This window comes from Acidiphilium sp. JA12-A1 (assembly GCF_000724705.2).
Classification (GTDB): Bacteria; Pseudomonadota; Alphaproteobacteria; order Acetobacterales; family Acetobacteraceae; genus Acidiphilium; species Acidiphilium multivorum.
This window is the reverse complement of record NZ_JFHO01000025.1, coordinates 1-13,168: the sequence shown is the minus strand read 5'-3', so window position 1 is coordinate 13,168 and position 13,168 is coordinate 1. Positions and strand designations below refer to the sequence as shown.

Sequence of the window (13,168 nt, the reverse complement as noted above, 5' to 3'; positions counted from 1 at the left end):
TTTTGCGCGGGCGCGGCGGCGGGGCGCCGGCGGCGAGGCGGGCGAAGCGCGCGATAGCGCGTTGCAGGCGGGACCAGAGCAGGACGGTCAGGGCGTGGGGGTTGGTGAAGGCCGAGCCGCGACGCGACGTTTCGCGCACGAACGCCCCGTTAGCGCCGCGCATGGCGACGGCGGCGCAGAGGCCTTGGATGATCGCGGCGAAGCGGGCGGCCAGGTTCATGCGGCGCAGAAGACCATGGAGGGGCGGGGGTGGGCAATCGTTTTTTCTCCGCATCGGTTGTGTGACCGCGAACACTTTCTGCTGTGTCAAATCCCGATTAGATCGCAACGACCGCTTCGCACTCGCGGATTGCGCGGGCATCGTCGTGGGCGGGGACCGTGGTGCCGAATGAGGGAGCGTGCGACGCGCTTGACGCGGGTGTGGGGCGGTAGGTGTTGGACCTGGAAGTTGTGTTTTAACGATCTTTGCGGCACCGGTCGTTTTGCTCCCGAATTCGTCTTGTCGGCCGATCGATGCCGGTTCATGAATGACGCATGGGTATAAACGGAGAGTCTGGATGTCAGGAGTTGTTGGCAAGGCTGTTTCCTTCATCCCTTCCAAGGTGAAGCTGGGCGCCGTCAGCGAAGGGGTGAAGGCTGTCCACACGGGCAGCGGCAATTTCCTCGCCGGGGTGTTCGACCTGATCACCGCGGACCCGGAGAATCCCGCCATCGACAATCCGTTCTTCGAACAGAACGGCCATGACGGCCCCTCGCCAAGGACGGCGGACTATTTCTCCGCGATGAAGCCGCTGGTGATTGGCGCGACCATGGGCGTGTCGATGATGGACATCGTCGGCATCACCAGCCTCGTGCAGACGGGGGCGAAAGGGCTGGTCTGGTACCGGCTCAACGCGCTGTTCGAGCAGTTGGTGCCGCCCTCGCGCCGGGCGAAGCCGGTCGTCTATGCGGGGTGGTTCTCCTATGAGGTGGCGCAGAAGGCGGTGCCGGCGGGTAGCCTGGAGGCGCGGCTGACCGCGATCATCCGGCAGAAGATGTACGCCACCGGCATGAGTGCGATGACGGCCACGACCAAGTTGACCACCGAAGGGCTTGTCGGGTTCTTCGTCGACTCGGCCATCGCCTGGGCGGGGCCGACGCTGGATTCCTGGTTTGGACAGGACACGATCGTTCTCGCCCAGGGGCTGCACTGGTTCGCGTTTCTGGAGACGGTGGTCGGCCGCGGACAGGGCAAGGGGCCGGCGCTGCGCATCCTCGAAGTCATCTGGAAGGAATTCGCGCTGGGCTCGGTGGCGCTGCCGAAGCTCGAGGATATCGTCCGCGAGCCGCGCGGCTGGCTGGTGATCGCCGAGAGGCTGAAATAGAGCACTTTCCGATCCTGTCGGATCGGATGTAATGCTCTATCCTGTTGATAAACAGAGCATCTTTATCCGATCAGATGACTCCATCTGATCGGATGATGCTCTAGGTTCCGTACCTATTGCCATGACTACGGGAGTTTTGATTCAAGTCTCTACGGAGGGTTTGGATCATGGCGGAATTATTCTGGCTGAACGACGCGCAATGGGCTGCGATCGAGCCGCTGTTGCCCAAGCTCGGCGGCAAACCGCGGGTGGACGATCGCCGGGTTCTGAGTGGCATCCTGCATCGCTTTCGCGAGGGCTTGCGGTGGCGCGCACTTCCGGAGGCTTATGGGCCGCGGACCACGGTGTTCAACCGGTTCAACCGCTGGAGCCAGCGTGGCCTCTGGCAGGAGATCTTCGCGGCCCTTGTCGCCTGCGCGGATCCCCCGCGCATCGCCATGGTGGACAGCACCTCGGTTCGGGCACATCGCGCGGCCGCGGGCGGTAAAGGGGGGCGCAAAGCCAGGCCATCGGCCGGTCGAGGGGTGGACGGACGACCAAGATCCACGCCGTCGCGGATGACCTGGGGCGCATCGCCGCCGTCCTCCTGACGCCGGGACAGGCCTCCGATATCAGTGGCGCCCGAGCGCTTCTCCCCACCATGCCACCGCCAGAAGACCTGATCGCCGACAAGGCCTACGACGCCGATGACCTCCGCGCCTTCCTCACCAGGCAGGGCACAAGGCCGGTGATCTCGCCCATGCCAAACCGCCGCGCCATACCGCCCTTCGACCCCGTCGCCTACAGAAAGCGCAATCTCATCGAGCGTGCCTTCTGCAGGCTCAAAGACTGGCGCGCCATCGCTACACGATACGACAAGACCGCACGAAACTTCCTCGCCGGGATCTGCCTCGTCCTCGCCGTCACCGCGTGGATCAGTTGAGTCCAGAACCTAGAGCGCCGGCCGCGACGGGCGCCGGGGTGCCTGGGATGCGAGGGCGGCGACAGAGGTCGGGCGCGGTTCGGACGTTCCGCCCGTGATGCCGGCCACACACCGAACAGGGTCGCCGCATCGTCTGCATGATTCCGGACGATGCGGCGACGAGTCTTGTTGTTCCGCTCAATCATGCGAGCGGGTATCTCTCATGCCGTTAGAACGGTGCCGGCGCTGGTCGCGGCGCTGTGAAGCGCATTGGTAAACTGGCTGATCAGGACCCTGCTGCCATCGTTCAGAGTGAGTAGTGTGCCGCCGGCCGAGGTTGTTTCAGTTTGGCTGATCGACAGCCCCGACTTCAGCGTGATCGAGTCGAGAGTTCCCGTTGCGCCGAACCCGGCAATCGTGGTCGTGGCATTGGCCATCTGGCTGTTGAGTTGGAAGATATTGCTTGCGCCGCTGACGGTGCTGGCGACAAGCATTTCATCGCCGGAGCCGCCAACGATGGTGTTGCTGGTGCCATTGCCGACCAGTGTGCTGTTGCCGCTGGCCGCGAGGTAGTTGTTGCCCGTGGTCCCGCCGATAAACACGCTGCCGTTATCGGCGCCCATTGCTGTAACCGCACCTTCGCCACCGGTCATGACGATCTTTCGGCCGCTTGCCAGGTCGTTGATAAACAGCGTCCCGCGGCCGCCGTTGATGGCAAGCCCGTTGCTTCCGCCGGGGGAGGGGCTTCCGGCGAAGATCGTGTCATTCCCGCCGATGTCGTTGATGGTTGAATTCCAGGATCCGCCCGGGATGGAAATCACGCTATTGCCCGTCTGCGTCGTGATGACGTCGAACCCGGTGGCGACGATGGTGTCTGCCGCGGCACCGGAAGCTGCGGCAACGGTGACGGCGGCATTTCCGCTGGCGTTGATCAGGTTGCCCGCCCCGGTGACGAGGATGGGCGAATAGACCGTCGCACTCACCGTATCGTTCGAGCCGCCGACCGTGGCGCCGATGGCTCCGGGCGCTCCCGCCTTGATGTCCAGCATCGCGGTATTGCCTGAGCCGCCGACACTGACGGTGGCGTAGCTGGTCGCCGAAACGTAATCGCCGGTTCCCGTCTCGTTGATCGTCAGGGAACCGAAAGTATTGGACGACGTGACGGAATCCCCCTTACCCGCCGCCGTCACCACACCACCGGTGACCGACATCTGGTCATTCGCCCCGGTCATGGTGACGTTGCCATAAGTGGCGTAACTTCCTGGCCCGCCCACTCCGTTGATCGTGTCGTTCGAACCCGCGATGGTCAGGAAATCGGACTGTCCGAGTTGCTGGACGTTGATCGCGGCGCCGCTGTGCGTGTCCGGGGCGGGCAGATTGTCGCCGCCGGTGATCGTCTCGGACAGCGGGGGCGGTGGGGCGGTTGGCGGAGGCGGTGCCGACAAGGGAGTGGCCGCGACAAACCAGCTTGCTTGCGGCGTGGACGAGAGATCTCTCAGCGTGAGTGTCGCCCCGCTCCCGAGATCGAATGTTGCCGTCGATCCGGTGACGGTGGCCGTCTTGAGAAGCGCGTCGATCTGGGTGGTTGTGGGCGCCGTGCCGCCGGCACCCGCCAGGGAGATCTGATCCGTCGCCGGATTGAACCCGTAAACGGTCGCCATCTGCTGCGCCAGGGGCTGAACGACAACGGTGGCACTGCCGGAGCCGGATATGGAGGCCGAAGCGTTCATGCCGAGAATAACTGTGCTGCTTGCGCCGTTCTCGGTGATGATGGTCGGTGTCACGTCGCCGCTGGCGGTGACGGAGATCACGTCGTTGCCCGTCCGCGTGGTGATGGTGTTGAAACTGGTGGCGACGATGGTGTCTGCCGCGGCACCCGAAGCTGCGGCAACGGTGACGGCGGCATTTCCGCTGGCGTTGATCAGGTTGCCCGCCCCGGTGACGAGGATGGGCGAATAGACGGTCGCACTCACCGTATCGTTCGAGCCGCCGACCGTGGCGCTGACAGCCCCTGGGGCACCCGCCTTGAGGTCCAGCACGGCGGCATTACCCGAGCCGCCGACACTGACGGAGGCGTAATCGCTCGCCGCAACGTAATCGCCGGTTCCCGTCTCGTTGATCGTCAGGGAACCGAAAGTATTGGACGACGTGACGGAATCGCCCTTACCCGCCGCCGTCACCACACCCCCGGTGACCGACATCTGGTCATTCGCCCCGGTCATGGTGACGTTGCCGTCGGTCGGAAAACTGTTGGCCCCGCCCACTCCGTTGATCGTATCGTTCGAACCCGAGACGGTCAGGAAGTCGGACTGTCCGAGTTGCTGGACGTTGATTGCGGCGCCGCTGACCGTATCGGCGATCGAACCGCCGTTCCCACCAAGGACGGTTTGTGCCGAACCCGAAGTGACGATCGACATGGGCGTGCTCGGCGCGGCGGGCGTTGGCTGACTTGGCGCTCCGCCACTTCCGCTCGCGGGCGTCGAAGCGGCTGCTGCTGCATTGTACGCTTGCGCCGCACTGATCAGCGAAGCCGACGGCGTGATCGTCTGGTTCTGCTCGTTGAACCAGGCGCTGCCGGGAACCGTCTCGTTGGCGACGAAAAGTGTTTCATTGGGAGAAACGGCAAACTGGATGCCCCCGTTGACCGTGACGGCCGTCGCCTCGATCGCGGAAATCTGTGCTGCGGTCAGCGCCGTGCCGTTCGCGTTGACGATGTCAACCTTGTCAACGTCAGGGTTGAAGCCGGCAATCGTGACGGCGCCGGCTGCCGCCGCATTGAGGACAAACAGATCCTGCCCGGTGCCGGCGGTGAGCTGCGCTGTGCTGCTCGCCTTGATGTAGGTCGCGCCCCCACCCGCGATGATCGTATCGTTGCCGGCGCCCGCGAAGATGTCGTTGCCGTTAGGGCCACCGAAAATGACATCGTTGCCGGCGCCGCCGAAGAGCAGGTTTATGCCGGCGCCACCGATCAGCGTGTCGGCACCGCCGCCCGCGTAGAGCAGGGCATTCTGCGTCGCGTCGATGGGGGTGAGGGCAGTTGCGCCGCTCGCCCCGTCGTTGCCGAGGACCATGTTGGCGAAGGAAAGAAGCTGACCATTCGCCAGGCGGGGATCGATCAGGAACTGCGGATTACTTGCGGCAATCTGTGATGGCGTGGTGAACGGCGCACCACTATCGAGGAGCCAGCCGAAGGCTTGCATCGCCTCGTACTGGTAGTTACCCATGACGGCCGGGTTCTTGACACTGACAGTGATGATGCCGGCGAGGGACTGCATTGCCAGGGCACCGTAGTCACCCGCGCTCTGCCCCCAGTTCATGGTTCCCGAAGCCGTGATGTTTGATTGTCCGGCGGCTTGCGTAGCCTGCTCAATCTGCGCCCAGGTCTGGTAATAGGGGCCGCCGGCACTAAGGCCACCCGGGCCTGCGCCGACGGAGAGATTGTAGGCAATTCCGTCTTGTGGTGCGAAGCCCTGGCCTTGTGCGAAGAAGCGGCCGACCAGGAAGTTGGATTCCCATTTCAGGAAGGTGAGGGCATTGGGGTTGCCCATTTCCGCACCCTGGACGACCGTGCTTGCGAGATAATCCTCTTGCCAGGGCGGCAAGGTCGCACCGCTGGAGCCATATGATCCTGGCAAGTACCCGTAAGCCTGACCTTCTGCCGTCGTAAGCTGGGGGATCAGGGATACCAGGTAGCTGTAGTTCGCGTTGGTGACCGCAGTGAAATACGCCTTGTCCGCCGAGCCTGTCGGGTTGGCGTAGGCGGCCTCCTGGATGGTGCGCAGGCTCCAGGCGGAACCACGAATCTGGTTTCCGAAACTGGCGACAATCGCTTGGCCGTTATTGCGAGGATAGGGCCAGAACTGGGTAACGGCAAAGGACGCCTCGGCGTTCAGTTGTTCAAGCGCGACGACATTGCCGGTCAGCATGTAGTTGACATAGTTGAGGTCCGGCATATGAGCCGGGTCGGCGGTCCAGCCGGTATTGGGACTGACCTGCTGGGTAAGGCCAGTGGTATAGGATGACGGACCACCTCGCCCATCCGTCCAGATATTGGCGTAGTCGGCAGTGTTGAGGAAGCTTCCGTTGCTCGTCGGATCGTAGAAATGCCACGGCACAGACCCGGCTTCCATAGCCTGACCCAGCGCGAATGAAGCCGCGGCGCCGTTTTGGGTGATCAGCCACGTCGCGTTCCCCTGGGTGGTCGGCCCGATATCGGCACGACCGCCCGTCATTGGCATGTATTGCGTGATACCGTCGGTGCCGAGCGGCGCGTTCCAGCCCGGCGCGTTGATTGCAGAGGTCGCGTTGGCGATGCTGCTGCTCGGGACACCGTATTGCGTATCGAAATTGGGAATGGCCCCGGTGGCTTCGAGATAGGCGATGTCATGCTGCACATTCAGGCCGGCAGCGGACGGGGTGGTTCCTGTTGAGAGACTCCAATCCTGGTATTGATATTGGGTCAAGTTCGATTGCTGGGCGACGGTGACGCCGTTCTGGATCACGGTGGCGCTATACGTAATCGTCCCGCCATTCGCCTGCATCGCGGCGTCGTTGTTGAATTGCAGGGTCGTGCTGACCTGGCCATTGGCATAGGCGGTCACATCGGCTTCGATGCGCAGGGAACCGGTAACCGGTATGCTCACGATCGCTTCGCTCGCCAGCGGGCCGGAGAGCCAGGTCTGTACGGTGCCGGCGGCGAGCGCGCTACGAATTGCCCCCGCGATGTCAATGGTTTGCGAACCGGTGTTGCCGCCTTGGTTGGCCGTGATGTTGAGGGCCGCCGTCAGACTGTAGTTCGCGAGAGCCGAGGCAAGATTGACCGCCGGCGCCGCGTTGGCTGGCGCCAGGTTCAGCATCGCGGAAACGGAGGTTCCGGCGGCAATGGCGGGCGCATTGATGGTGACAGTCCCGCTGGCGACCGACCCGTCCGGGTTGAATGTCTTGGCGTCAAGCTGGGCCGGATAGGTCACGCCGTTGATCGTGACCGTCAGCCCGGAACCCTGCGGAACCGCTCCAGGCGCGAAGACTTCGTTGAGCGTAACGGGCTGCGCGGCGAGAGTTGTTGTGCCGGTATTCTGAAGGATGAAACCGACAATCTGGCCCGGAGCGGTGGCCGATGCGACCGCAGGAGCAACGATGTTACCCGAAGGGGTGAGGCTTGACGACATGGGACCTTCCGATATCAGAGCGGAATGAGGATAGGCATTACCGGATCAGGCGTTTTGCCGGAAAGCGCCCCGAAAATATCTAGACTATTCTTAACAAATGATTAGCATGACAATCTAAATATCCCATGGGATGAGTCATGGGTATATTTATGATTCAAATCGAACGGATGTTGATGCCGCCTCGTCACTTGTAAAAAAAATGCGACTTTGTCTGTTGTTCGTCGATTTTTGGTTTCCGCACGTATCAGCATTCGCGAGGGGAGGCCGTCTTGGTCTCAAAAACATGTAAAATCCCCGAACCGATCGTGACCTGGATGCAGGAGAAACGGATGATGCCGAAGCGGACATTGCCGCGGGATGAGGTGGAGCCGTTCCGATGCCGCCTTGGCCCAACCCGGACAGTGAATTTCATGATGACTAGCGATTTCAGCAAGTTATACGCCAGCAGGCTGGCATTGCCACTGTCCGGCGTCAGGATCCATAGGGCAATAGAGTCGAATTGGACAAGGGTGGATTTCCGGCTCAACTGCACTCCGTCGTCGTCACGATGAGCCAGAAATCCTGGCCCCCGAAATCCCCCGCTGAGGCGGTTGTTTCGCATCCGCCAGGCGAGCCGGCGGCTCTCCTTGGCGGGTTAGAAGATGTGCATCGTATTCGACGGCGAGATAATGCGGCAGGTCATATTCGCCAGCCGTAACCCGCACCGCCATCGGGCGCACGCACCTACGATCTCTCGGACTAAGCGGGTCCGTAATATAGCGCAAATGCATGCGCCGGCGCGTCATGTTGTCAAGCCGCACAAGGGATGGTTTCGGCCAGCGCTCTGGTTCCACACCGTAGAAAATATCTTGGCGTGCAACGGTCGGCTCCTCTCATGCCAACCTCCCATGAATCTCTCAAGCGTCGGTTCGGGAACCCAAAAGACACCCGCGGCATTGCGTAGAGATAACATGACGTTTGTTTTGTCTTCCATCTCGATGGACGTGAAGACAATTTTCTTGCCTACATGGATGTCCCGGCTCAACGCAGGGTCAAGATCCGTTCAGCGAGCCCAATCCAGCGCGTGACACGGAAAGCAAGCTCTGCGCCGATGTCGTCGGCATCGCCGCGCCCTACGTGTGGGCTTCGATAACAAAGTCAATTCCGTGAAATTTCTCTGAAGGGTCTCCGAAGAAAATTGAGCACTGAACCGTCGCCGCTGAATTCGCCAGGACTGCCGGTGAGTTTCGTATGATCATCGCCCGATCGTTTCCCATGCGGGCAGGTTGACTCGAAGGACGTTGTTACGGATACAAAAACGTGCGCGGTTAACTGGTATTTCGGCAAGTCAGACGTCGCCTGCAGATCCCGGAATCTCGCCGCGCCAAGTCATGGCTATTCAATACACTGGAGTCTGAAATGCTGAAACGCGTATTGTCCGGAATTGCATTCTCGATCGTGCTCGCCGGAGGAAGCCTTGCGGATGCCAACAGCGTCAGCGCTGGAAAGGCGTTGTATGTGTCCCATTGCAGCGGATGCCACCGTGCCAATGGCGCCGGCGGCTTGCATTTCGGCAAGGCCGTCTCGGCCGATCTGCAAGCGCCGGGGCTTGAAAATACGTATCATCACAGCACGAAACTTCTGGTCCGCGCCATCCTCGATGCCCGCGACGAGGATGGCGACCGCCTCGACCGGCCAATGCCTGCCTGGAAGGGCCGATTGTCGCGCGCGCAGGCACTCGACATCATTGCCTTTCTCAAGACCCTTCACGCCTGAGGCCGGCTGGTCGGCCGGGCGCGGTCGCGGGCTATACCGGCCGGGAGGCGCTCGCCTGCACCAATGGGCGAAGACCAGCCATCTGGCCTGACGCCTCCGGGCGTCCGCGCCGCGTCCGCCGCCGATGAGACGCTGACCTCGCATCTCATTGACGGCGGCCGCTCCACGCAACTCCTTGCCGCACATCATACGCGACGGAACGCCCCGCCTCGGCACTCGGACAGGTCCATTCAGAAATTGTGTAAATCGATCCGGTAACCCGATCCGCCGGCTCGCATTCGACTGACTAAATCGCAATCGAATATTTCAAAATGATGTCACCTTGTTCGCGTTGACTTAAAAACATAACGTGACAGACTGTAACTCGAAGGCTACCTCCCCACCGAGATTCGAACGCAGCCTGCCTCTGATGCCTGAGGTGCTGCCGCCATTGCGTCAAACTGGGAGAAGGTCTGATCATGAAATATGTTCGTTCCGAATCAGCAAGGTCGACATTGCGCACCCTGCTGCTTGCTGGCGCGAGTCTGGCTGTCATCCTGCCACGGGCCTCCGCGCAGACCGTCAGCGCCGGACAGGTCTCGGCGACCGCGACATCGGATTACTACACTCATCTCGGAAAATCGAGCGTCAAGCTCACCAAGAAAAAGATCTTCAAGTCCTCGCAGTCCGAGGCCGTGGTCAGCCGCCAGGACATCCAAGCGCTCGGTCCCTCGACCAGTTCGGCCGGTGTGTTGTCGGCGGCGCCGGGCGTGCAGATCCGCGGCTATGGCGGCAATTCCGACACCGCCCGCTATCAGATTCAGCTGCGCGGCTCCAAGGTCGGCTGGTCATCGACAAATGGCGACGCCGAACGCAACGGACTTACCGTGCTGTTCGACGGCATCCCGATGAACAACACGATTTCCCATAATGGCCAGTGGGATTCAAACGAAATCCCGATTACCCAGCTATTCAGCGGCATCAATATCATCTACGGGCCGGGTAACCCCGACTCCCGCTGGTTCGACTCGGTCGGCGGCACGATCAACTACGTTCCCGTGCAGCCGACCAAGCACCCGCATTACCAGGTCGGCATCGCCTATGGCAGCCAGCAGACTGAAAATCTTCATTTCATCTTCGACACCGGTGAATATGACGGTTGGAGCGGCGTCGTTGCCGGCGGCTACGCGGGTGCTAAGAGCTACTGGGGCGGCACTTCGGTCGGGCACTATTCCTGGCCGGCGCAGTCGCACGCGATCTATGCCAAGTTGGTCAAGGATTTCGCCAACGGCTCGCTAAGTTTCGCCGTCTATAACGATAACAACGTCGAATACGCGCCGCGGCCGAACTTCATTCCGCTGACGCCGATCCCCGGTGTCACGGTAACAGGCTATTCCGGTTCGCCACTGTTCAGCCAACAGACCTCGGGCTTTTACGGCACCGGCACACCGGATATCTGGTTCAAGCAGTTGCAGGTGCGCGACACGATCCTCTACAGCAAGATGTCGGTTGCCCTGTCGAAGAACATGACGTTCCACAACAATATCTGGTATCGCTGGGGGCATCGCGTTCATTACCGCATCAACAATTACGGCACGAATTCCCCGCTGTCCGGTGCCGCCTATGTGCCAAATGCGACCAATGCCGAATACTATTATCCGACCACCAACCAATATGGCGACAATCTCTTCTTCGACTATCACCTGCCATATAACGACATCAAGTTCGGCGGCTATGTCATCTACGAGCGGTATTTCTCGCCCTATCGCGGCTACAACGATCTCGGCGTCGGCGGCTCTACGCAGGCGAATCCCGCCAGCATCCAGCAGTTCACCCTCTACACCACCTACGCCAACGGCTTCCTTCAGGACACGATCCACCCCTTCCGGGGATTTTCGATCACGCCGGGCATTGCCGAGGTTTCGTATCATACGGATTTCCACAACGACTTGCCGATCGGCGGCACGAATGCCGTAGGTGCCGCGGATGCCTCGAAGACCTTTGTCCGCGCCGAGCCCTCGATCGGGCTGCGCTACGAGCCGGTGCCCTGGGCCGCGCTCTACGGCAGCATGGCGCTCTCCTACCAGAACCCGACGGACAATGCGTTCGGCGCCAACCAGTCGACCTCGCCCAATCTGTCGTTCCTGAAGCCGACCCAGGCGCGGGATTATGAGATCGGCCTCAAGCTGTTCAGCGACCATGTGCCCTACCTGCATCACGCGACGCTGAACCTGAACTATTTCAACGATACGCTGACCAACGAAGCGATCGCGATCTATCACGCGAACATCGTCAATTCCTCGCTGGCCGCGGCGAATGCGCGTCTGCAGGGCGTGCAGATCGACGCTTCTGTCGAGCCGAACTTCCACTGGCGCGCCTTCGTCAATGCAAGCTTCGACAACAACAAGTATCTGCAATACGAAACCGGCAACGTCGTCTATCACAACGAGCCGATCGCCTATAACCCGAACATCCTGCTCAATTTCGGCCTGAACTACCGCACCTTCATCGGCTCGACGCTGGTCACACTCGGCTTCCTCGACCAGTACACCGGCGCGCAGCACTACTTCAATAACAACACCAACAACGTCTCGTCGCGCAAGCTGCCGGGATTCAACGTCGCCAACCTGTCGATCGCGGCGAACATTCCGGTGCCGCAGAGCCTGTCGCACGCGGTGAAGGTTCTCGAACTCTCGTTCAACATCAACAATGTCTTTGATACGAAATACAACGACAACGGTTATATTACGTCCGGTGGGTATTTCGGCACCAATGTCGCTGGAGCAAATACCGCGAACGCGATCCTGGTGCAGCCGGGCGCGCCGCGCCAGTTCATCGCAGCGCTGACCGCGAAGTTCTGATCTGTCCTACCCACCCGGCAGCTCCGGCCGGGTGGGACCATCTGATTCCGGCTGTCGGCGTTCTTCTCACCGCTCCTCTTGCCCTATGAAACGTGGACAAGCCGGAAGGGTGCTTCCCACGACGCGGTGAGATGTGATTCGACGCTGACTTGTGGGATGGAGGTCAGCGTTGGTTCGTGGATTGATGCGCGACGAGGAATGTGGTTTTTTCAGACCGCTTCTGGCTGAGCCTGGAGCGGCAGGGGGCGATCGCCCACGGATCATCGCCGCGTGCTGGACGCGATTTTCTGGATTGCCTGGACCGGCGCTCCGTGGCGGGATCTGCCGGCGGAACTTGGAAGATGGAACTCCGTGCACCGACAATTCCGGCGCTGGACTGTGAGCGGGGTTTGGGACGTGATGCTCGAAGCTCTGGCCGATGGCGGCGGTCCGGCGGATGCCTTGCAGATGATCGACAGCACCATCATCCGGGCACACCATTGCGCCGCCGGCTTAAAAAGGGGACTCAGAGCCAGGCTCTTGGCCGTTCTCGAGGTGGTTTCTCAACCAAGATCCATCTCGGCGCTGTCCTGAATTTGGTGTGTGGTTTGGATAATGGGCAGAAAGGAAGGCCCATATGGCACGACGGACGGCACCGGCGATCCCGGGCGATTTGCTGGACCAGCTTCTGGCTGGTGGTGACGCGGCGGCAGCGCTGAATTCTGGGGACCTGGTGAACGCGCTGAAGAAAGCCCTGGCGGAGCGGGTCTTGAGCGCGGAGATGGATTACCATCTGAGTGACGAAGCGGAGGCGGAGAACAGCCGCAACGGCTATGGCCGCAAGTCGGTGTCGACCGGCACGGGGAAGATCGAGATTGCGATCCCGCGAGACCGTGCGGGTAGCTTTGATCCGCAGTTGATCGCCAAATACCAGCGCCGGTTTCCAGGCTTCGATGACAAGATCATCTCGATGTATGCGCGGGGGATGAGCACCCGGGAGATCGCGGAACATCTGCGCGAGATCTACGGCATGGATGCTTCGGCGGAGCTGATCAGCACGATCACCGATGCGGTTCTGGACGAGGTGACATCCTGGCAGCAGCGTCCGCTGGACCCGGTCTATCCGCTGGTATTCTTCGATGCCATCCGGGTGAAGATCCG

General features: G+C 61.2%; 6 protein-coding genes and 3 pseudogenes. 6 read left to right on the top strand and 3 right to left on the bottom strand.

Annotated elements, in window-relative coordinates:
* Window positions 1-220, bottom strand: a pseudogene (locus tag RT91_RS05075) (hypothetical protein); the annotation flags it as partial.
* Between the two features lie 337 nt (window positions 221-557).
* Here RT91_RS05075 and RT91_RS05070 point away from each other — a divergent pair.
* A complete protein-coding gene (locus RT91_RS05070) occupies window positions 558-1,364 on the top strand; it encodes a hypothetical protein (RefSeq protein WP_007424702.1) in 807 nt (268 codons plus the stop codon).
* A gap of 167 nt (window positions 1,365-1,531) precedes the next feature.
* Window positions 1,532-2,286: pseudogene (locus RT91_RS20305) on the top strand (IS5 family transposase).
* A gap of 200 nt (window positions 2,287-2,486) precedes the next feature.
* Here the strand turns inward: RT91_RS20305 and RT91_RS05055 are convergent.
* Both RT91_RS05055 and RT91_RS05050 read right to left on the bottom strand, forming a co-directional pair.
* The gene (locus RT91_RS05055) at window positions 2,487-7,433 is read right to left on the bottom strand and encodes an S-layer family protein (RefSeq protein WP_035186013.1); all 4,947 of its coding nucleotides are present in this window, start codon (window positions 7,431-7,433) and stop codon (window positions 2,487-2,489) included.
* Between the two features lie 244 nt (window positions 7,434-7,677).
* The gene (locus tag RT91_RS05050; RefSeq protein WP_152982797.1) at window positions 7,678-7,959 is read right to left on the bottom strand and encodes a hypothetical protein; all 282 of its coding nucleotides are present in this window, start codon (window positions 7,957-7,959) and stop codon (window positions 7,678-7,680) included.
* A gap of 872 nt (window positions 7,960-8,831) precedes the next feature.
* Here RT91_RS05050 and RT91_RS05045 point away from each other — a divergent pair.
* From RT91_RS05045 to RT91_RS05030, 4 genes and pseudogenes are all read left to right on the top strand, one after another.
* A complete protein-coding gene (locus RT91_RS05045) occupies window positions 8,832-9,188 on the top strand; it encodes a cytochrome c (protein ID WP_007424704.1) in 357 nt (118 codons plus the stop codon).
* 458 nt (window positions 9,189-9,646) lie between these two features.
* On the top strand, window positions 9,647-12,028 hold the full coding sequence (locus tag RT91_RS05040) for a TonB-dependent receptor (protein ID WP_035186009.1): 2,382 nt from the start codon (window positions 9,647-9,649) through the stop codon (window positions 12,026-12,028).
* Between the two features lie 184 nt (window positions 12,029-12,212).
* Window positions 12,213-12,588: pseudogene (locus RT91_RS05035) on the top strand (IS5 family transposase); the annotation flags it as partial.
* 56 nt (window positions 12,589-12,644) lie between these two features.
* A partial coding sequence (locus tag RT91_RS05030; protein WP_035186007.1) for an IS256 family transposase occupies window positions 12,645-13,168 on the top strand: 524 nt, incomplete at its 3' end.

Coding starts and splice junctions, on each gene's coding strand:
- RT91_RS05040 (WP_035186009.1), top strand. CDS start 9,647: ATGAAATATGTTCGTTCCGAATCAGCAAGGTCGACATTGCGCACCCTG.
- RT91_RS05045 (WP_007424704.1), top strand. CDS start 8,832: ATGCTGAAACGCGTATTGTCCGGAATTGCATTCTCGATCGTGCTCGCC.
- RT91_RS05055 (WP_035186013.1), bottom strand. CDS start 7,433: ATGTCGTCAAGCCTCACCCCTTCGGGTAACATCGTTGCTCCTGCGGTC.
- RT91_RS05070 (WP_007424702.1), top strand. CDS start 558: ATGTCAGGAGTTGTTGGCAAGGCTGTTTCCTTCATCCCTTCCAAGGTG.